Here is a 21,112-nt window from a genome sequence, read left to right on the forward strand (position 1 = left end):
TGGATCGAGGCAAAAGGTCCGGTCTGGTTCCGTATACACCTTCGAGCGTCACGAATTACCGCCAAGCATTCTCGCGAAGTCGTCTTCTGTGCCATTCCATGGCACGGCCCACTTACGCGCAGAGTCACCTTTACCGACTTCCACGTTGATATGCGGCCCCTTCACCGGGTCATAGTCCATCCTGAACCTCTTGAATTCACCGTTCACCCGAGTGGTGAACCCCACTACCTTGCCATAGGTCGTCGGCGAAGATTCGAGGCGGCCAATGTACGGCTGCCGGGTCGCCGGATCGATATCACCCAGCAGGTCGAGCGCCTTGTTCCGGGCTTGTTCGAAGCTGCCAAAGCTATCCAGGACAACTTCCTTACATGCCCCTCCGGCATTGTGCACCAATACCGGCGTCTCGCCCGCCAGCACATAGTACGTGTGGTGATTGGTGACAGTGAGGTTGTGAACCGTTGCGGGCTGAGCAGACGGTTTGGATACTGCGGTGATCTGGACGTAAGTGCCCGCGCTCGTGCGCAGCCACTGGCCGGGCTTCAGGTCTTCGGCGTCGACCCACTTCTTCAGGTCAGGAACCCAGAAGGGGTGCCCGTCGGTCGCGGTGATCGTGGCGGGCTGCTTGCCGTCGGCCTCGTCGCCCTCGACAGATACCCTGACCAGACTCTTGAGACCGCTCCCCTTGATCTCCGCCGTGACCGTCTCGCTGGTGGTCTCCCCGGTCTCCGGGTCTGTCGCTAGGACTTCGTCACCGGTTTTGATGTCCTTGATGGCCTTCGCCGTGCCATCTGCAAGAAGAACTTTCGTCTCCGACGTAAAGCTGTTCTTCAAGCACGGTTTGAGGTGCTTGGCGATCTGGAAAGCCTTCTTGGCTGCGGGTATGGCACCCGCAAGGCTCCAGACGGATGCCTTGAACTCCCCATTCGCAAGGTCCATTCCCGCTGAAACGATGCTGGCCGGGATCGAGACCACAGGAACGGGAGTCTCAGCCAGCTCCTCGAACGTCTCCTTCCACGTCGCCGGCGGCTCCCGGACAATCTCGTAGTGATATCCCTTGCCCACCGCGCCGACGCCGTAGCGGACGTAGTTGCCCTTCCTGTCGGTTCGCTTGCCTTCCCAGTGCCAGCCCTTGCTGGTCTGTGTCCAGGTCTCCTCGATCTTCTCCGGATTCCAGCGCCCACACGTGGTGATGATGCCTCCGCACCGCCCCTCCGGCCGGAGGCCCGTCGGGTCGGAGAGCATGACCGGGTTGCCGTTGGCGTAGGTGTACCCGTTCATCTGGAGGGGGTCGGTCAGGTCCAGGAGTGGGTCCGCGGAGATGAAGCGGCCCGTGGCCGCGTCGTATTCGCGGGCGCCGATGTGGGTGAGACCGGTCTTCGGATCGTCGACGCTGGTGCCCAGGAACGTGCGGCGGCCCGGCCAGTTGGAGGGTTCGGTGCCCCGCGGGTTGCCGTACGGGTCGAAGCGGCGGTGGGTGATCTGCTGGCCGACGCCGAGGGAGACGGACGCGGTGGCCGTGTTGTGGTGGTCGCTGAGCAGGGCGGTGAGCGTGTGCCCGCTCGTCTTGCCGCCCGTGGTGCGCACCGTGGTCGGCGCACCCGGGTGCCCGTAGTACCGCTGGGCCTGGACGGCCCGTCCCGACGCGTTGACCGTCACCTCGGACTCGCCCAGGAACAGCGTGCGGGTGGTGCCGTCGTTCTCGACGAGCCGGTTGCCCGCAGCGTCGTAGAGGTAGGTGACGTCGGCGGAGCCGTTGTCGTCCGTGTCGACCGAGGTGAGCTTGTTGCGCCGGTCCCAGTTCAGGTTCTGGGTGTCGCCGCCCAGCATCCGGTTGACGGTGTTGCCCGAACTGTCGTACCCGTACGTGGACAGGGACTCGACCGAGCCGCTCTCGGTCACCTCCTTCGCGGCGACCTTGGTCAGCGTGTGCGGCTGGGTGACGGCCGGCGGCTGGGATCCCTGGACAGCGGTGCCGTAGCTGTAGGTGTGGACGTCGTCCAGCGCGGGATTCACCAGGTCGCGGACGGTCATCGACGTCCGGTTGCCGATCTCGTCGAACGCGTACGACTGCCAGTAGCCGGATCCCTGGGGCCCCGTCGCCACCTTGCTCCGGTCCGGGCCGGCGCCCTGCGCCGACGAGGAGCGGGGGCAACCGGCCACGCCCGTCCACGCCTCGGTGAGCCGGCCCATCGGGTCGTGGGCGAAGCACTGGCGGTCGACGGCCGAGGTCGATTCGGTGGTGGTGATCGACAGGATGTTGCCGACCGTGTCGTAGCCGTAGGAGACGGCCGAGACCCGGTGCGGGCTCGCGGTCTCACGGTCGGCGATCGAGCGGTTGAGCCGCCCGGTCTCCTCGTCGAACTCACTGGTCGTCCACACCCGGCGGGGTGCCTGGCCCGACGCCGTCCGCAGCACCTCCCCGAAGGGGCTGTAGACGGTGTCGCCGGTGTAGTTCACGAGCCCGGTGGTCGTGATCGGCAGGCCCTCCCCGTTGTGGCGGGTGATCAGCCTCTCGGCCGCCAGGCCGCCGGGGGTCGCCGGCAGCTGCGCCGACTGCACCTTGCCCGTGCGCGTGTAGGTCGTGCTGTAGGCGTAGGTGCCGGCCAGGCCGGTGGTCTGGGAAGTGCTGGGGATCGTGACCTTGGAACCCGTCGGCCGGTACTCCGTGTCGTATCCCGTGACCTCGCTCGTGAACGCCGCACCGCCGTAGTAGCGGGTGGAGGCCACCGGCTGCCCCTTGGCGTTCGGCAGCGAGTCGAACGTCCACTTGGCGACCAGGGGACCGGACGCGGAATCGTCCCGCAGTTCTGTCTGCCGCCCCAGCGCGTCGTACGTCTTGTACTGCTTGCGCCCCTGGGTGTCCTGCGACCAGACCTGCTGGTCGAGGGAGTTGTAGCCGAAGTGGGCCGCGCCCATGTCCGGGTCGGTGGAGCCTACAAGCCGGCCGCGGACGTCGTAGCTGTACGTCCAGGCGTTGCCCTTGGCGTCCTTCGCCGTCGCCAGCTTGCCGCGCGCGTCGTAGGTGTACGACGTGTCGATGGGACGGGTCAGGTCGGTGGCCGTGTAGTGCTGGACCAGCGAGGTGCGGCCCAGCGCGTCCGTCCACGTCTTGACGGCCCGGCTGCCCGGCATCGGCGTCGACCCGTCGGGCGTCATGCCGGTACGGGTCAGTGTCCAGTCGCCCTCGTAGCGGCTGGTCGCCGAGTGGTGCGGCTCGTCGCGGTGCAGGCTGGTGGTGCGTACCGCGCGGCCGAGGCCGTCGTACGCCGTCTTCGTGGAGTTGGGCACCTCGGTGACCGACTCGGGAATGAAGATCTCGGCGGCGGTCGGCTCGTCCTTCGCGTAGTAGGCGTTGTTCGTCTGGCGGACTCCGCCGCTCGCGTTGTGCAGGGTGTCGGTGACGATCCGGCCGCCGCCGACGGCTTCGGACTGGGTCTGGCGTACGCGCAGCAGACCGTCGTAGATCGTGACCGAGTCCTCGTAGGTGCCGTTGTCCCGCAGGACGCGGGTGGTCACCGCGGGCGGCTCGTCGTCCTCCAGCTGGTAGCCGAAGCGGACCGTCGCGGCACCGCCCTGGTGGGAGGGGGACCACGTCGCCGTGACCCTGCCGAAGGCGTCGTACGTGCTGGTGGTCTTCCGGCCGTTCGCGTCGGTGGTGGCCAGGACCGAACCGCGGCCCGGTTCCATCGTGGAGGTCGTCGTGTGACCGAGCGGGTTGGTGGCGGTCACGGAGAACACCGTGCCCGTGGCGGGGCTGTAGGCGGTGGTGGTGCTGTTGCCCGCGGCGTCCGTGACCTTCGTCGGGCGGCCGAGCGCGTCGAAGGTGCTCCGCGCGGACGTGACCCAGCCGGTGCCGGCGCCGTCCACGGAGTCCACCTGGTAGGGCAGTCCCTTGGTCGGCGTCTGGCCGAAGCCGGCCGTCCTGTCGTAGGACGTGCGGCTGTCGGACACCACGCGGTTTCCGGTGGCCGACGCGGCGTCGGCGCAATCACCGACGGTCGTCCGCTGCCGCTCCGGGAAGCCGATCAGGTGCTTGTCGGTGTTGTGGACGTACGTCGTCGTCGTGCAGGTCTCGTCCGTGCGTGTGCTCGCGTCGGACGGGCTGAGGGTGTAGCCGTGGGTCTCGGTCGGCAGTCCGTACGTGGCGTCGTAGACGTTGTGCGTGCGGACGGTTCGCGTCCGGTCGCCGCTGATCGTCTCGATGCGGTCGGTGCGGACGACGGCGGTGCGCACCGCCTCCAGGGCCGGCAGACCCGGCCGGGGGCGGGTGGCGAGCACTTTGGCCGTCGGCCAGTTGAGCTCCCGGGTGGCGACGGTGCCACCCTCCTTGGTGTACGTGAGCGTCTCGGCGGGCCTGCCTTGATAGGCGCGCAGGTCCTTGCCCAGTTCCACGGTGCCGGTGGAGTCCTTGACGGTGATCTGGGGACGGCCGGCGTCGCCCGACATGCCACGGAAGTAGCGTGTGACCGCCTTGGACTTCTCCGTCGCCTCGGGGCCGCCCGCGCCGGCGGTGACGCCCTTGCGGACCACGACCTCGGCGTATCCGCGCCACTGGTCGTAGGTGCGCAGTTCGGGTTTGGCGAACTCGTCCGTGCCCTTCGCCCAGGCGGCGTCCCCGACGTAGGTGTAGGCGGTCACGACGTCGGGCTGCCGGGCGACGCGGTCCTTCTCCACCACGCGGTCGACGACGTACTTGTTGAACCACTCCTGCTCGGGCTTCTCCAGGTCCGGGTCGGGCGACCAGTGCACGGGGAAGCAGCGGCTGCCGTTGTCGTCGGGAGCAGGGTGGGACGTACCCGTCGGGCAGGGGTCGGAGTAGTCGACGTGGATCTCGCCGCCGGTGTCGGTACGGATCGTCTCGACGCGCAGGCGGTCGAAGTCCGGGGTGTGGTCCTTCGAGCCCTTCGACACGCGGTTGGGCATGTCGATGACATTCGGCAGGAAGACGACGGGCGGGAGGGCTGTACTGAGCTGTTTGCCGTCCTCGTCCTTCTCCGTGCTGAAGCCGGTTCTGGTGATGGAGTCGAGCCAGAGCGGCGGGTGCGTGTCCGTGCGCTGCTTGGGGAACGACTGCCCCAGTGCCCACTTGTCGACAAGGGACAGCGCGGTCGACCCCGGTGTGCGCTGGCCGTACGAGCTCACCTCGGCCAGACGTACCCGGCTCCAGAACGTGGGCCCGGTGACATAGCACTTCTCGTTGTCGTCCGCCTTGCAGTGCAGCGTGGAGGGGGTGTCCCACCACGGCTGCTTCTCCTCGTAGTTCTTGGAGTTGAACTCGGCGTCGGAGCAGCTGACGGTGCCTTCCTTGATGCAGCGCTGCGCGACGGAGAAGGTCACCTTCCCGGCCGGCGGCCCGTCCAGGGCACCCGCGCGGAGACCGTAGAGGATCTGCTTGGGGTAGCCGCCACGGACGTAGCTGACGTGCTCCTTGAACTTGCCGTTCTTGGCGTAGTCGTTTGTTTCCCTGACCCAGTCGACGACCATGGCGTTGCCGTGGACGTCCTCGACGTAGTCGAGATTCCAGCGCCATGCCTGTGTGCAGGACGAGTCGGCGAACGCGGTCGCGCGGCAGGGCTCGCCGCTGTGGTTGCCGAAGACGGGGACGGTGAAGACGGAGTTGGTGGCCGACCGCCCGTCCAGGGCGTTCTTGCCGAACCAGTAGCGCGTGCCGTCCCGTGTGGTCAGGACCCAGTACTCGCCGTCGTACTTCCCGGTCTGAGCCGACTTCGCCGTTCCGTCCTTGGCCTTGTACTCGACGCGCGAGCCGTCACCGTCGGCGGTGAACCAGTCTCCGGTGTCCTCGTCCCTGACCAGCTCCGTGGTGGAACCGTTCAGGGAGAGTGAGAGGTTGTCGCTCGCCCAGCACAGGTCGGACTTCTTCTTGTCCGTGGCGTTGTCGTTGTTGGGATCGTCCTTGCGGTCCTCGGAGCAGGTGCGGTAGCGCCGTTCCACGAAGCCGGGGTGGTAGTCCCAGCCGTCCCCGATCCATGACGCCTGGCCGTTGGCGACGGACGTGCGGCCGTCCACCGCCTGGGAGGAGTACCCGAACGCGATCTTCGGGGCGGGTCCGGCGGGCGGGGCGGGCAGAGCCAGCGGGTAGCTCCAGGAGAATCCTCCGCTGCTGCCTCCCGCCGACCAGGTGCCGGAGGGGGACAGCGGGGACGCCTTGTAGTTTCCTCCCGCTCCCGCACCGGAGTCCGATGCGGCGAGGACGGCCGGACCGCCCCCGGACTGGGTCGCGACCCCGGACGTCTGGCCGTCAGCCGGATCGACGGTCGCACGGACCGTCCCGGTGGCCGGATCGTTCTGGCTGGGTATGTCGACGGGGGTCGTGCATTCGGCGAGCTCGGGGGTGTCCAGGAAGCATTCGGGGAGCTGGGTGAGCTTGAGGCGTGAGGCCCATTCGGTGCCGTAGAGGTCCTTGAACGCCGAGTAGTCCAGTTCGACGTCGATCGGTGTGGAACCGCTCGCGGGGGGCGTGACCGTGACGATCGCGCCGTCGACGGCGGCGGCCTCGGTCGCCTGTCGGGGCTCGACGGTGACGGACCAGTCGCCTTCGGGCGCCGGGGGCTCCGGGTCCTCGGGAGTCGCGGAGGCCTGCCCGATACGGACCGGCAGGTCACCGGCCTGGACCAACTCGCCGGCTGCCGTCTCCAGGCTGACGCTCTCGGTGCCCCCGGCGGGCGGGGAGACCGCCGACGGGTTGTACTCGGGCAGCGGCTCGGACGACGCGCCGGACCAGTCGCTCAGTTCCTCGATCCGCGCCTCGTCGGGCGGCAAAGGGGTTTCCTGCTGGAGCTCGGGCAGTGAGACGCCGTTGCGCGGGCCGGCCGGAGGTACAGCCCACGCCTGCGTCGGAAGCAGGGTGGTGACGAGGACTCCGGACAGCAACAGCCCTACGGCACGCGCCCGTCGGAGTCCGGCGGTGGTCGGACGCGGGGGACGTCTTCCGGGCAGGCGAGACGAAGTCCCTGAAACGGGCGCGGACATGTGGCCCCCCCACTTCCGCTGCGAGCCCGTCCTTCGGAACGCAGGCGGGGTGCAGGAAGATCGATCAATAGCCCGGTGATTGTGCAGGGAGTCGACACTCAATATCCACAGAGGTGTGGTTCATGTGCCGTCAATCACAGGGACATGGGCGGACTTTGCGATCATGCCCCTCATCAGGGGTGATCCATGCCAGAGGAGATCTCTTCGGGTATACGTGCGAAGATCACCGGTTTCGTTGGAGATCACCTCGAAGCATCCGGCGGCACGGTCCGTGCATGCCGGTATGCATGCTTTCGCCTACGCCCCGGCTGAAGCGGGGCACACCTGACGACCCGGCGTGACGGGACCCGGTGACACCGACTGCCGCCTGCCTACGATCCGGTGGCACCGGGGCGACCGACGGCAGGCCCGTGACGAATTCGTGAAGATGAGCCATGCTCTGCACGCGCACAGCGGCACATCAGCCAGGACGACCGGGCAGTTCGGCGGTCGGCTCCTGGGGGAGAGGGAGAGATGGACAGCGCGAAGGCTGCCGGGGACGTCGAGTTCCCACCGGGGGCGAAGCAGAACAGCGGCACAGCTCTCCCGGGCGGCCGACGTACACGCCTCGGACGCCGGAAGACCATCGCTCTCGTGGCTGTGGTCGCGCTCGCTCTAGCCACTCCCTCGCTGGTGGTCCTCGGTGGTGACTCGGCACCCGGGGACCCCGCCACCCGGTCCGAGAAGGCTCCCGGACCGGTCGGGGTCGACGAGGCGGTCCGACGGGCGGCAGTGTCGGGCAAGGACGTCCAGGTCACTGCGTGGCACACCTCGAACTCGACGACGTGGGCTCAGCCTGACGGCATGTTGAGGACGCGTACCTACAGCGACACGGTCCGTGCCCGTGTGGACGGGGGCTGGAAGCCCATCGACACCTCACTGCGCGAGGTCGAGGGCGGCTACGCCCCCCGTGCGGTGAACGACCCCCTGCTGTTCAGCGGGGGAAGCGGCTCGGCCGGCCGCGCCGAACGGGCCTCACGCGGCTTCGTGCGCCCAGCACTCGGCTCCTCGGCATCCAACTCGGCTCAGGTGCGTGCGGGAGCGGCGAAGACCGGCGCCACGGAGGGTGAGTGGAGCGAACTCGTCCGTCTGAGCACCGGCGGACACGACGTGGTGGTGAGCTGGCCGGGTCCGCTCCCTCAACCCGTCGTCTCCGGCCCCCGTGCCCTGTACGAGGACATCCGGCCGGACATCGACCTCCTCCTCACCGCCCGCGACAGCGGCTTCTCCCACGTGCTGATCGTGCAATCCCGCGAGGCCGCCCAGGACCCCCTGCTGTCGGACCTCCGCTACCTCCTGGAATCCGCGAGCCTCACCTTCCAACTCGACGAAGCATCCAGCAGTGTGAGTGCGCAGGACAGCGAGGGCAGGGAGATGGCGGCAGCGCCGACGCCCTATCTCTGGGACTCCGCCGGCGAACCCGCCGTCACCCTCGGGGAGGACTCCGCTTCCGCGTCTCCCGACCCGGCCATCGAGGGGACCGCGCTGACGCTGCCCGGGCTGGCCGGTCCGCAACCCGGCACGAACTCCCGGCCACTGGGAGCAGGTCTCGCGAAGGACGGCACCCTCACGATCGAGGCGGACCCGAAAGCCCTCGCCGATCCGGACCTGGTCTACCCGCTGTTCCTGGACCCGTCGTTCAAGGGCCGCAAGAAGAACTGGACCCTGCTCTACGAGTCGGCACGAACCTCCAGCTTCTGGAACGGGCAGAACTTCAACGACGGCACCAACGAGGCACGCGTGGGCTACGAGTCCACCACCGGAGGCCTCTCACGATCGGTGTTCACCTTCGAGTTCAGCTCCAAGCTGCATGGGGCGAGCATCAAGTCCGCCAAGTTCCAGGCACTGCAGACCTACTCGTGGGGCTGTGCCCCACGCAAGTACCACGTCTACCTCACCGGGGTGATCTCCAGCTCCACCACCTGGGCCAACCAGCCCGGGGTGATCGACTACCTCTCCAGCGGAACCAACGGACACGGGTACAAGGCAGGCACCTGCCCCGACAAGTGGGTCGCACACGACGTCAAGTCGGCAGCACAGCTCGGCGCGACGAAGAAGCTGTCGACACTCACGATGGGGCTGAGGGCGGCTGACGAGCGTGACCACAACGCCTGGAAGAAGTTCCTCGCCAACGGCGAGAGCTCTCCCTACCTCGAGATCGTCTACAACCGCGCTCCCGCCCTGCCGACCTCTCAGACAATGACGCCGGGCCCCGACTGCGACCTCGCCTCCCCCTACGAGCGGGTCGGCAAGTCCTCCCTGACCTTCCGGGCAAAGGGCTCCGACCCCGACGGCAACCTGAAATACCTCAACTTCAGGCTGTGGATCACCGGACAGACCAAGATGCTCGTGGACAAGAACGTGACCCCCGACAGCAAGGGGTACGCGCATCACGACGTCAACTGGAACATCCTCACCGACGGAGCGACCTATTCGTGGGACGTCCGCTCGGTGGACACCGAGGGAGCGGTCTCCACTTTCGCGCCGGCCGGCACGCTGCCCTGCCGCTTCATCGCCGACCTCAAGGCCCCCGAGGCCCCCGCCGTGTCGTCCGAGGACTTCCCCGAGAGCGACGCGAGTGACGGGAACTGGCCCGACATCCGATTCGGGCAGTCCGGGAAGTTCACCCTCAGCGGTGCCACCGGCGCGACCCGGTTCGAGTACGGCGTCAACGACACCCGGCTGCCGTCCGAGGCCACGGCGACGGGCGGCAGTGCCACCCTCACCGTGGCACCCCCGCAGGCCGGCCCCAACGTCCTGTACGTGCAGTCCGTGGACGGCGCGGGCAACCGCTCCGCACGCACCTCCTACCACTTCCTCGTGGCGCCGCGCACCCAGCCGGACGCTCCTGGCGACACCGCCGGGGACGGGCACCCCGACCTCCTGCTGGTCGACGAAGCCGGCCGGCTCCGGGCCTATCCCGGCAACAGCACGGGGGACCTGCACGACGGCTTCACTGCGTCCTACGACACCGGAACGGGGCAGCCGGAGCCGGTACCGGACGAATACTGGGAGAACGCCCTCATCACGCACAACGGAGACTGGATCCACGGCGACGGCGTGCAGGACCTCGTGGCCCGGATGCCGGACGGGAAGCTGTACGTCTACCCGGGAGACGGCTTCAGCGGATTCGACGTGGCACGGCGCATGGAGATCCTCCTGCCGTCGAACGTCCCGCCGTCCAGCCAGCTGACGCAGATTCTCTCCGTCGGGGACGCCGACGGCGACGGCCTGCCCGACCTGTTCGCCCGCTACGGACCGCAGCTGTGGGCCATCTCCGGCTACACCGGCGCCAGTTTCGCGACGGCACACCAGCTGACCGCCTCCGCATGGGACGAGCGTGACATCGTCCTCGTGGACGACGTCACGGGCGACGGGACGGCGGATCTCGTGTACCGCACCCATGGCAGCGGAAGGCTGATCCTGCGTGAGGGCAAGGCAGACGGAAGCGGAACGGACCTGCTGTCCCTCGCCACAGCCGCGGCCTCCCGCAACGGCACCGATGCCGAGTACGGCACGGGCTGGAGTCCGGCCGAGCGGCCACTTCTCATGGGGACGCCGGATGTCAACGGCGACTCGATACCGGACATCTGGGCTGAGGCGGCCAACGGCGACATGCATGTGTACACAGGAGGCCGCAGCTCGCACGCCGCTGCGCGTCTCGTGATCAACGCAGACGGTGAGGGAACGGACTGGAGCCGTCCCAGAACGCTCGGGTAGGGGACGGAGCCGCCGGAAAGTGCCGTCGGAGTTCCGCCGACGGCACACCGCCCACCACGCGCCGGGCGGCGGGAGCCGCCCCTCAGCCTCCCGCCCGCGCCGACCGCTCCCCCAGCCACTCCGTGAAGGTCTGGGTGCCGCGCGGGCCCGTGGCCGTCGGGAGGAGGGCGCCGGTGGCCATGGCGCGGCCGGGGCGGCCCGGGAGGCGGAGGGGGAGGACGAGGCGGCGTTCGCCGCGGACGGGGAGGAGGGCGCGGACCATGCCGGTGAGGGACTCCTCGCGCGGGCCCGCCAGTTCGGGGGCCATGCCCTGCGGGGCGCCCGCCGCGAGGGCGACCAGGTGGCGGGCGACCTCGCGGACGGCCACCGGCTGCACGCGCATGGGCAGGATCGGGGCGAGCGGGCCCGGCATCAGGTCGAGCATCTGCTCGGCGAACTCGTGGAACTGCGTCGCCCGCAGCACCGTCCACGGCACCGGGCCCGCGGCCACCGCCCGCTCCTGCGCGATCTTGCCCTGGTAGTAGCCGTGGCCGACGCGCTCGATCCCGACGATGGACAACGCGATGTGGTGCCCCACGCCCGCCCGCTCCTCCGCCGCGAGCAGGTTCCGCGTCACGGACTCGAAGAAGGCCACCGCCCTGGCCCGGCGCATGGTGGACAGGTTGACCGTGTCGATCACCGCGTCCACCCCGGCGAGGGCCGCGTCCAGGCCCGCGCCGGTCATCAGGTCCACGCCCTCCGACCGGGCGAGGACCACCGGTTCGTGACCGGCGGCGGTCAGCTCCGCCACCACCTGCCGCCCGGCCACTCCGGTCCCGCCCGCCACCGCGATCCGCATGTCCGTCTCCTCCGCGCCCGTCCGTACCCGTTCGTACCCGTCCACGGGACGACGGCACCCGCCGCCCGCCGGGCTCGACCCTAGTGAGCGCAGGGCCGCAGGCCCTGGTCCACTCGGGGGGCACGCGCCTGGGCCACTGGAACGGAGGCGGGGGCGACCCGGCCGCGCCCGCCGATCAACGCCACAACGCAAGCGGGGGCCCGCTCGCAGTGGCGAGCGGGCCCCCGGCCGCGTGTGCGGAGGACGGGCCCCGGCGGGCCGGGCGTCAGGCCTTCGGGGCCACCTTCGAGAGCCCGTTGATGATGCGGTCCATCGCGTCGCCGCCCGAGGGGTCCGTCAGGTTCGCCAGCATCTTCAGGGTGAACTTCATCAGCATCGGGTGCGTCAGGCCCCGCTCCGTGGCGATCTTCATGACCTTCGGGTTGCCGATGAGCTTCACGAAGGCGCGGCCCAGCGTGTAGTAGCCGCCGTAGGTGTCCTTGAGGACCTTCGGGTACCGCTGGAGAGCCAGCTCCCGCTGGGCCGGGGTGCGGCGCGCGTGGGCCTGGACGATGACGTCCGCCGCGATCTGGCCGGATTCCATCGCATAGGCGATGCCCTCGCCGTTGAACGGGTTGACGAGCCCGCCCGCGTCACCGACCAGCAGCAGGCCCTTGGTGTAGTGCGGCTGCCGGTTGAAGGCCATCGGGAGCGCCGCGCCGCGGATCGGGCCGGTCATGTTGTCCGGGGTGTAGCCCCATTCCTCCGGCATCGAGGCACACCACGCCTTGAGGATCTCGCGCCAGTCCAGCTCCTTGAAGGACGAGGAGGTGTTGAGGACGCCGAGGCCGACGTTGGAGGTGCCGTCGCCCATGCCGAAGATCCAGCCGTAGCCGGGCAGCAGCCGGTCCGGGCCCGGGCCGCGCCGGTCCCACAGCTCCAGCCAGGACTCCAGGTAGTCGTCGTCGTGGCGGGGCGAGGTGAAGTACGTGCGCACGGCGACGCCCATGGGGCGGTCCTCGCGGCGGTGCAGGCCCATCGCGAGGGAGATGCGCGAGGAGTTGCCGTCGGCGGCCACCACCAGGGGCGCGTGGAAGGTGACCGGCGTCTTCTCCTCGCCCAGCTTGGCGTGCACTCCGGTGATCCGGCCGGTGCGCTCGTCGAGGACGGGCTCGCCCACGTTGCACCGCTCGTACAGCCGGGCGCCGGCCTTCTGCGCCTGCCGGGCGAGCTGCTCGTCGAAGTCGTCGCGCTTGCGGACCAGTCCGTAGTCCGGGAAGGAGGCGAGATCCGGCCAGTCGAGCTGGAGGCGGACGCCGCCGCCGATGATCCGCAGGCCCTTGTTCCGCAGCCAGCCGGCCTCTTCGGAGATGTCGATGCCCATCGCGACGAGCTGCTTGGTCGCGCGCGGGGTGAGCCCGTCGCCGCACACCTTCTCGCGCGGGAAGGCCGTCTTCTCCAGGAGGAGCACGTCCAGTCCCGCCTTGGCGAGGTGGTACGCGGTCGTCGAGCCGGCCGGGCCCGCGCCGACGACGATCACATCGGCGGTGTGCTCGGTGAGGTGGTCGGTCACGGCGGGATCTCCCGGGAATTCGATTCGATATTGCGTACCGAACGGCACAGGACATGTGCAGTCTATGGGGGCGTACGCTTCCGCCGACTGAAGGGCTCCGTCCATGAGCAGCAGGCCGCTCCCCGTCGTGAACCTGCGTGTCCCCACCGACGAGGACGCCTTCGCCTGGCACCGGGCCTTCGCCGACCCCGAGGTCATGGAGTTCCACGGCGGAAAGGCCGCCGAGCTGTCGGTGTACGAGGAGCTCACCGCCCGCCAGCGCCGCCACGACGCCGAACACGGCTTCTGCTTCTGGACGATGACCGGCGAGGACGGCGAGGTCCTCGGCTTCACGGGCGCGCAGCCGTGGCCGCACCAGCACTTCGGGCCGGTCGGCGAGATCGAGATCGGCTGGCGGCTGGCCCGCCCCGCGTGGGGCCGGGGCTATGTCACGGCCGCCGCGCGCACCACCCTGGAGCGGGTACGGGCCGCGGGCGTCGGGAGCGTGGTCGCGATGGTCGACGCGCGCAACGAGCGCTCGATCGCGGTGGCGCGGCGGCTCGGCATGGAGCTGGCCGAGACGTTCATGACGCCGGCCTCCGAGCGGAAGGGCTACTGCTTCCGCCTGGAGCTCGCCTGATCACGCCCGCGTACGCCCGGCCGGCGGGCGCGTCCGTGGCCCCGGCACACCGGGCGGCCGGCGGCCGGGCGGGGTCTCAACCGGCGGGGGCAGAACCGGGCAGGGCCACGACCGGGCGGGGTCTCAACCGGCGGGTCCAGAACACCGGCCGGCGGCCGGGCGGGGTCAGAACACCGACAGCCCGGTCAGGGTGGTGAACCGGTCCAGCGCCGCGACGCCCGCCACCGAGTTCCCGTGCGCGTCCAGGCCCGGGCTCCACACGCAGAGCGTGCAGCGTCCGGGCACCACGGCCACGATCCCGCCGCCCACCCCGCTCTTGCCGGGCAGCCCGACGCGGTGCGCGAAGTCGCCCGCCGCGTCGTACGTACCGCAGGTGAGCATCACCGCGTTGATCTGCTTGGCCTGGCTGCGGGTGAGCAGCCGGGTGCCGTCGGCGCGTACCCCGTGCCGGGCCAGGAACCGTGCGGCGAGGGTGAGATCGGCGCAGCTCGCCTCGATCGCGCACTGCCAGAAGTAGTGGTCGAGCAGGGCCGGGACCGGGCCGGTGATGTTGCCGTACGAGGCCATGAAGTGCGCGAGCGCCGCGTTGCGGTGGCCGTGCGCGGCCTCGGAGGCGGCGACCTCCGGGTCGAAGGAGAGCTCCTTGTTGCCGCTCTCCGCCCGCAGGAAGTCCAGGAGTTCGCTGCTGGCGTCCCCGGTGAGGGTCTGGAGGACGTCGGTGACGACGAGGGCGCCCGCGTTGATGAACGGGTTCCGCGGGACGCCGTTCTCGTACTCCAGCTGCACCAGGGAGTTGAACGGGTTGCCGGAGGGCTCCCGGCCGACCCGCTCCCACAGTCCGCCGCCGGTCTCCGCGAGGACCAGGGCCAGGGTGAAGACCTTGGTGATCGACTGCGCGGAGAACGGGTGGCGCCAGTCGCCCACGCCGTAGACGTTCCCCTGGAGGTCGGCGACGGCCATGCCGAAGCGGTGCGGGTCGGCGCCGGCGAGGGCCGGGATGTACTCGGCCGGGCGTCCGGCACCGGCCAGCGGGGCCACGTCCCGGGCGATCTGCTCCAGCACGGCCTGGTAGTCGACCGCGACGGCCTGCTGTTCCATGGCGTGCCCGTCCCGTTCCCTTGCCTTGCTGCCGTGCCCGTCCGTACCGTCCCCGCGCCGCCGCTACAGCGGCCTGGTGCCGCGGTGCAGGGCGACGATCCCGCCGGAGAGGTTGCGCCAGGCGACCCTGCCCCAGCCGGCGCCCTGGAGGCGGGCGGCCAGTTCGGGCTGGTCGGGCCAGCCCTGGATGGACTCGGCGAGGTAGACGTAGGCGTCCGGGTTGGAGGAGACCGCGCGGGCGATCGGCGGCAGCGCCCGCATCAGGTACTCCTCGTACACGGTGCGGAACGGGGCCCAGGTCGGGTGCGAGAACTCGCAGATGACCACGCGCCCGCCCGGCTTGGTGACCCGGTACAGCTCGCGCAGCGCCCGGTCGGTGTCCTGGACGTTGCGCAGCCCGAAGGAGATGGTCACCGCGTCGAAGGAGCCGTCCGCGAAGGGGAGCCGGGTGGCGTCGCCCGCGGTCAGCGGCAGCCAGGGGTGGCGCTTCTTGCCCTCGCGCAGCATGCCGAGGGAGAAGTCGCAGGGCACCACGTACGCGCCGGTCTCGGTGAACGGCAGGGAGGAGGTGCCGGTGCCCGCGGCGAGGTCGAGGATCCGCTGCGCGGGCCGGGCGTCGACCGCCCTGGCGACCTCCTTGCGCCAGCGCCGGTCCTGGCCGAGCGAGAGGACGTCGTTGGTGAGGTCGTAGTTCGCCGCCACGTCGTCGAACATCGAGGCGACTTCGTGCGGCTGCTTGTCCAGGGTTGCTCGCGTCACGGGCCCATTCAAGCAGCCCGCCTCCGCGCGGCCCGGACGGGCCCGGCGGACACGGGCCGCGCGGGGGCACCGGCCGCCGGGCCCGGTCGCCCGCGCACGGCCCGGACGGCCCCGGGGCAGGTCCGGCCGCCGCGTCACCCGGTGGGCGCGGCCGCCGCACGACGCGGCCCGCCGCACGACGCGGACCGGGATGCGCCGACTACCGCGCCCGGTACACCAGCCGGCCGCCGATGACGGTGGCCACACAGGTCGAGGCGCCCCTGCGGACCAGGGCGGCCCGGTCAGGGACGTCGAAGACGGCGAAGCGTGCGGGGCCCCCGGCGGCCGGGCCCGGGAGCAGCACCAGCGGCGACGGCGAGAAGGAGGCCGGGCCCTGCAGGCCGGGGGGCCGCTGTCCGACCGCGAGTCCGGCCCGGCGCACCGCGTCCTGGGCCGCCCGGCCGCGCAGTTCCCCCGCGACGGCGACCGTCCCGTGGGCGAGCAGCCGCTGCACACCCCGCCGGGCGCTGGCGCCGAGCCGCGCGGGCTCGGCCCGGAACAGGGCCCGGGCGCGCTCCCCGGTGACCGGCCCGGTGCCGAACTCCTCCGCCTCGCGCGGGTCCGGGTGGTAGACGGCCTCCAGCAGTTCGGGCGCGTACGGGTTGAGCAGACCGGGCGTGAGGATGCCCGGCCAGCGCCGCACCCGCGCCTCGGGGTGCCGCGCGGCCAGCTCCTCGTACGGGCCGACGGCGAGCAGGTGGGCGCCCTCGACGAGGACGGCGGCCTCGGGGGACGCCTCGGCCACATGGAGGGTCGGCACGCGACGTGGGCCCTTCTTCTCGGTCGGGCCCGTCAGTTGGCGTCGAGGAGCTTCAGCTCGGGGTGCGCCGTGCCGCCCTCGATCGCGGTGGAGGAGATGTGCGAGACAACGCGGTCGTCCACCGGGTCCAGCGCCGGGTCCTCGTGCACCAGCAGGTGCTCGTAGGTGGTGGCGCGCTGCGCCGGGACGCGGCCCGCCTTGCGGATCAGGTCGATGATCTCCAGGCGGTTGGAGCGGTGCCTGGCGCCGGCCGAGGAGACCACGTTCTCCTCCAGCATGATCGAGCCGAGGTCGTCCGCGCCGTAGTGCAGGGAGAGCTGGCCGACCTCCTTGCCCGTGGTCAGCCAGGAGCCCTGGATATGGGCCACGTTGTCGAGGAAGAGCCGCGCGACGGCGATCATGCGCAGGTACTCGAACAGGGTCGCCTGGGTCCGGCCCTTGAGGTGGTTGTTCTCGGGCTGGTACGTGTACGGGATGAAGGCGCGGAAGCCGCCGGTGCGGTCCTGCACCTCGCGGATCATGCGCAGGTGCTCGATGCGCTCCGCGTTGGTCTCGCCGGTGCCCATCAGCATGGTGGAGGTGGACTCGACGCCCAGGTTGTGGGCGAGCTCCATGATCTCCAGCCAGCGCTCACCGGACTCCTTGAGCGGCGCGATCGCCTTGCGCGGCCGGGCGGGCAGCAGTTCGGCGCCCGCGCCCGCGAAGGAGTCCAGACCGGCGGCGTGGATGCGCTTGATCGCCTCCTCGACGGAGACCTCGGAGATCCGGGCCATGTGCTCGACCTCGGACGCGCCGAGGGAGTGGATCACCAGGTCCGGGAAGTCCTTCTTGATCGCGGCGAAGTGCTTCTCGTAGTACGAGACGCCGTAGTCCGGGTGGTGGCCGCCCTGGAACATGATCTGGGTGCCGCCCAGTTCGACGGTCTCCGCGCAGCGGCGCAGGATGTCGTCGAGGTCGCGGGTCCACGCCTTGTCGGTGGCCTTCGGGGGCGCGTAGAAGGCGCAGAACTTGCAGGCCGTGACGCAGACGTTGGTGTAGTTGATGTTGCGTTCGATGATGTACGTCGCGATGTGCTCCGTGCCCGCGTAACGGCGGCGGCGCACGGCGTCGGCGGCGGCGCCGAGGGCGTGCAGCGGGGCGGAGCGGTACAGGTCCAGCGCCTCTTCGGGCGTGATCCGGCCGCCCTCGGCAGCGCGGTCCAGCACGGACTGGAGGTCGGCCTTCTCGGTCACCGGGCGTCACCCTTCGGCGGTTTCCTGCGGTTCTGCGGACCGATCCAGGCTACGCCACGGGGCCGGTGCGCCCGCGCGGGGCCGGTCGGCGGCGGGGGCGGGGTCCCGGCGAGGCCGGTGGGCCGCGGGTTCAGCGGTCGCCGCCGTCCTCGTCGAGGCGGCTGAGGCTGCCCTCGGGGCGGCCCGCGCGGGCGTCCTCGGAGGCGTAGCGCAGCTGCCCGTCGCGGAGTTCGAGGCGGAGGGTGGAGACGCCCTTGGTGCAGACGGCCGTGGAACGGGGGCCCGCCTCGGAGTCGACGACCAGGGTGCGCCCCTGAGCCTTGCGGACGGTGAGCAGGTCCTCGCAGATGACGTTGCCGAGGAGGTCGGTGTGCGCGGCGGTCCCCGTCTCCTCACCGACGGCCGCCGGGCGGAGGGTGACCTTCATGGTCCCGGCGGGGATGCCGGAGGCGGTGATGGGGCCCTGCCAGGCGCCGACGAACTCCTCCGGGACGGAGCCACCCGGCTTCCCCGGGTTGGCGGAGGCACTGGCGGCGGGCGGCTCGGCGCCCGAGTCGGTACCGTCGGAGCCGCCCCCGCCGGTGCCGGGCAGCAGGTCGAGGACGAAGGCGCCGCCGAGGGTGACGGCGGCGAGCGCCCCGGCGACGGTGAGGGCGAGGGTGCAGCTCACGCGGCGGCCCCGGGGTCCGCCGCTCGCGGTCAGGGACAGCCCACCGGGTTCCGGGCCGGGTCCGGCGGACGCGCCCCCGGGGCCGCCCGCACCGGTGGTCGCGGCAGGGCCGAACCCGGCCCCCGGCCCGTCCCCCGGCTTGGAACCGGACCCCGCGGCGGCACCGGGGCCGCTTGCGCCGGACCCGGGACCCGCCGCGCCACCGGGGCCGGGCCCCGTACCCGCCGCGCCACCGGGGCCGCTTGCGCCGGACCCGGGACCCGCCGCGGGTGCGTCCGCCCGCTTCGCCCACGCCGCCGCGGCCTCCGCCGGGGCGATCGGCGGGCCGAAGGTCCCCGCCGGCGGGAGCGTGAACGGGCCGGGCCCCGGGGCGGCGGCCGGGTCCGCCTCCCGTGCGGGGCCGGCCGGGTCCGGGAAGGACTCCAGGTGCAGCAGTTCGACGGCCGCGCGGCTGATCCGGTTGACCACGGGCACGGGCAGCCAGCCGTCCGGCCCGGTGTCCGCGCCCGAGGCGTCCAGCCGCTCGGCGACCTCGGCCGGGGCGGGCCGGGCCGCCGGGTCCTTGGCCAGGCACCCGGTCACCAGCTCCCGCAACGCGCCGTCCAGCGAACCGAGTTCGGGCTCCTCGTGGACGACCTTGTAGAGCAGGGCGGCCGACGAGTCCCCGGAGAACGGACCCCGCCCCGTCGCCGCGTAGGCGAGGACGGCCCCGAGGGAGAAGACGTCGGCCGCGCCGGTGACCCCGCGGCCGAGTACCTGCTCGGGCGCCATGTAGCCGGGCGAGCCCACCGAGACGCCCGTGGAGGTCAGCGAGGCGGTCCCCTCGACGGCCCGCGAGATGCCGAAGTCGATCAGCCGCGGCCCCTCCAGGGTCAGCATCACGTTCGACGGCTTCACGTCCCGGTGGACGAGGTCCAGCGCGTGCACCGCCTCAAGGGCCCGGGCCAGGCCCGCGCCGAGAACGCGGACCGAGTCCGGGGGCAGCGGCCCGTCGTCGGCGACCGCCCGGGAGAGGGACGGGCCCGCCACATAGCCGGTGGCGACCCACGGCACGGGCGCGTCCGGATCGGCGTCCAGGACCGGCGCCGTCCACTCCCCGCCGACCCGGCGCGCGGCCGCGACCTCCCGGCGGAACCGGGCCCGGAACTCGTCGTCGAGGGCGAAGTGCGGATGGACGGCCTTCACGGCGACGGTGCGGCCGCCCGCGCTGCGCCCGAGGTAGACCCGGCCCATGCCGCCCGAGCCCAGCCGGCCGAGCAGCCGGTACGCCCCGATGGCACGCGGCTCACCCGGTCCAAGCGGCTGCATCTCGGCTCCCCCGGTCGCTCACCCGTTCCCCAGGCACCACACCCTAGGCGGTGTCCGGGCCGGCGGGGGCTCAGGCCGCCGGGGCGAGCAGCTCCACGCGTACGTCCGCCGGGAAGCCCGTCGTCGGCCCGGTCCGGCGGGCGAACTCCCGGACGCCCGCGAGCTGGTCGGCCCCGAACCGGAAGTCGAGGGTGGTGAAGTAGCGCTCCAGCAGCTCCGCGTCGAAGCTCTCCCAGCGCGCCGCCTGCTCGGCGACCTTGGCGACCTCCTCCAGGGACACGTCACGGGAGGCGAGGAAGGCCTCGTGCACCTTGCGGACCACCAGTGGCTCCCGGGCCAGGTACTCCTTGCGGGCCGCCCAGACGGCGAAGACGAACGGCAGCCCGGTCCACTGCTTCCACATCCGGCCGAGGTCGTGCACCTGGAGCCCGAGGCGCGGCGCGTCGTGCAGGGAGGCGCGCAGCGCGGCGTCGCCGATCAGCACGGCCGCCTCGGCCTCCTGCATCATCACGCCGAGGTCGGGCGGGCAGGTGTAGTAGTCCGGCGCCACGCCGTACTGCTCGGCCAGCAGCAGCTGCGCGAGCCGGACCGAGGTGCGGGAGGTCGAGCCGAGGGCGACCCGCTGTCCGTCCAGCCGCTCCAGCGGCACCTGGGAGACGATCACACAGGACATCACGGGTCCGTCGCAGCCGACCGCCAGATCGGGGAAGGCGACGAGTTCGTCCGCGTTGCGCAGGAATTCCACGAGGGTGACGGGCGCGATGTCGAGATCGCCGCGGACCAGGCTCTCGCTCAGCTTCTCGGGGGTGTCCTTGGTCAGTTCCAGGTCGAGAAGCGTTCCCGTTCTGGCGAGTCCCCAGTAAAGAGGGAGACAGTTCAGGAACTGGATGTGGCCGACACGCGGGCGGCTGCGCCGGTTGTCGGTTGCTGTGCTTTCACCGTGACTGTCCACATCGTGAGGCTAGACCCGCCGGCCCCGGGCTGTGGCGCCGGGGCCGCCGACGCGCCCGCCGACCCGCCCCGGACCCGCGTCGTCCCTCGTCAGGGGCCTGCCGCGTCACCGTGGAGACCGCCGGCCAAACAAACGGGTGACGTGATCTTTCCCTCTACCGCGGCGCGCACGCTGCGTGCTAGGCTCGACGCAAGTTGCAGTTTGGTTTCCCTTGCAGTACAGAGCCTGCGGAGCATGTAACCCGCAGGCTCTTGTCGTTTTCAGACTTCTTGCAGGTTCTGGAGCAGGGCAACCCTTTGGCCCAAGGAGGGCTTATGGCTACCGGAACCGTCAAGTGGTTCAACGCTGAAAAGGGCTTCGGCTTCATCGCCCAGGACGGCGGCGGCCCGGATGTCTTCGTCCACTACTCCGCGATCAACGCGACCGGCTTCCGCTCCCTCGAGGAGAACCAGGTCGTGAACTTCGACGTCACCCAGGGCCCGAAGGGCCCGCAGGCGGAGAACGTCACCCCCGCCTAAGGGCGGCCGGGTCGGCGA

At 71.0% G+C, this 21,112-nt stretch carries 12 protein-coding genes; 3 read left to right on the plus strand and 9 right to left on the minus strand.

Annotated elements, in window-relative coordinates; all coding sequences use genetic code 11:
* Positions 1 to 48: 48 nt before the first annotated feature.
* On the minus strand, positions 49 to 6,780 hold the full coding sequence (locus C593_RS0112345) for a polymorphic toxin-type HINT domain-containing protein (RefSeq protein WP_018847595.1): 6,732 nt from the start codon (positions 6,778 to 6,780) through the stop codon (positions 49 to 51).
* Positions 6,781 to 7,833: 1,053 nt separating this feature from the next.
* On the opposite strand from C593_RS0112345, the gene C593_RS29510 reads away from it, so the two are divergent.
* Positions 7,834 to 10,749 carry a DNRLRE domain-containing protein gene (locus tag C593_RS29510; RefSeq protein ID WP_158686834.1) on the plus strand — a complete coding sequence of 972 codons (2,916 nt, stop codon included), beginning with the start codon at positions 7,834 to 7,836 and terminating at the stop codon, positions 10,747 to 10,749.
* Positions 10,750 to 10,831: 82 nt separating this feature from the next.
* Here the strand turns inward: C593_RS29510 and C593_RS0112355 are convergent, their stop codons facing one another.
* Together C593_RS0112355 and C593_RS0112360 are read right to left on the minus strand one after the other, a co-directional pair.
* Entirely contained in the window at positions 10,832 to 11,632 is an 801-nt protein-coding gene (locus tag C593_RS0112355; protein WP_018847597.1) for an NAD(P)H-binding protein, read from the minus strand.
* Between the two features lie 220 nt (positions 11,633 to 11,852).
* The gene (locus tag C593_RS0112360; RefSeq protein ID WP_018847598.1) at positions 11,853 to 13,139 is read right to left on the minus strand and encodes a geranylgeranyl reductase family protein; all 1,287 of its coding nucleotides are present in this window, start codon (positions 13,137 to 13,139) and stop codon (positions 11,853 to 11,855) included.
* A gap of 103 nt (positions 13,140 to 13,242) precedes the next feature.
* On the opposite strand from C593_RS0112360, the gene C593_RS0112365 reads away from it, so the two are divergent.
* Positions 13,243 to 13,758, plus strand: coding sequence for a GNAT family N-acetyltransferase (locus tag C593_RS0112365; RefSeq protein WP_026277613.1), 516 nt, complete (start codon positions 13,243 to 13,245; stop codon positions 13,756 to 13,758).
* A 165-nt stretch (positions 13,759 to 13,923) separates the two neighbouring features.
* Here C593_RS0112365 and C593_RS0112370 read toward each other — a convergent pair whose 3' ends face one another.
* From C593_RS0112370 to C593_RS0112395, 6 genes are all read right to left on the minus strand, one after another.
* A complete protein-coding gene (locus tag C593_RS0112370) occupies positions 13,924 to 14,856 on the minus strand; it encodes a glutaminase (protein WP_018847600.1) in 933 nt (310 codons plus the stop codon).
* Positions 14,857 to 14,919: 63 nt separating this feature from the next.
* Complete coding sequence (locus tag C593_RS0112375) at positions 14,920 to 15,615, minus strand: demethylmenaquinone methyltransferase (protein ID WP_026277614.1); 696 nt, start codon at positions 15,613 to 15,615, stop codon at positions 14,920 to 14,922.
* A gap of 199 nt (positions 15,616 to 15,814) precedes the next feature.
* Entirely contained in the window at positions 15,815 to 16,414 is a 600-nt protein-coding gene (locus C593_RS0112380; protein ID WP_018847602.1) for an imidazolonepropionase-like domain-containing protein, read from the minus strand.
* Positions 16,415 to 16,446: 32 nt separating this feature from the next.
* On the minus strand, positions 16,447 to 17,646 hold the full coding sequence (gene mqnC / locus C593_RS0112385) for a cyclic dehypoxanthinyl futalosine synthase (RefSeq protein ID WP_018847603.1): 1,200 nt from the start codon (positions 17,644 to 17,646) through the stop codon (positions 16,447 to 16,449).
* A 130-nt stretch (positions 17,647 to 17,776) separates the two neighbouring features.
* On the minus strand, positions 17,777 to 19,624 hold the full coding sequence (locus C593_RS0112390) for a serine/threonine-protein kinase (protein ID WP_018847604.1): 1,848 nt from the start codon (positions 19,622 to 19,624) through the stop codon (positions 17,777 to 17,779).
* 70 nt (positions 19,625 to 19,694) lie between these two features.
* On the minus strand, positions 19,695 to 20,576 hold the full coding sequence (locus C593_RS0112395) for a menaquinone biosynthetic enzyme MqnA/MqnD family protein (RefSeq protein ID WP_018847605.1): 882 nt from the start codon (positions 20,574 to 20,576) through the stop codon (positions 19,695 to 19,697).
* Positions 20,577 to 20,890: 314 nt separating this feature from the next.
* Here C593_RS0112395 and C593_RS0112400 point away from each other — a divergent pair, with 314 nt between their 5' ends.
* Positions 20,891 to 21,094 (plus strand): cold-shock protein, encoded by a 204-nt coding sequence (locus tag C593_RS0112400; protein WP_017948713.1) that lies wholly within the window; start codon positions 20,891 to 20,893, stop codon positions 21,092 to 21,094.
* The last annotated feature ends 18 nt before the right edge of the window (positions 21,095 to 21,112 follow it).

It is taken from the genome of Streptomyces sp. CNT372 (genome assembly GCF_000377145.1).

Coding starts and splice junctions, on each gene's coding strand:
- C593_RS0112365 (WP_026277613.1), top strand. CDS start 13,243: ATGAGCAGCAGGCCGCTCCCCGTCGTGAACCTGCGTGTCCCCACCGAC.
- C593_RS0112370 (WP_018847600.1), bottom strand. CDS start 14,856: ATGGAACAGCAGGCCGTCGCGGTCGACTACCAGGCCGTGCTGGAGCAG.
- C593_RS0112400 (WP_017948713.1), top strand. CDS start 20,891: ATGGCTACCGGAACCGTCAAGTGGTTCAACGCTGAAAAGGGCTTCGGC.
- C593_RS29510 (WP_158686834.1), top strand. CDS start 7,834: ATGTTGAGGACGCGTACCTACAGCGACACGGTCCGTGCCCGTGTGGAC.
- C593_RS0112390 (WP_018847604.1), bottom strand. CDS start 19,624: ATGCAGCCGCTTGGACCGGGTGAGCCGCGTGCCATCGGGGCGTACCGG.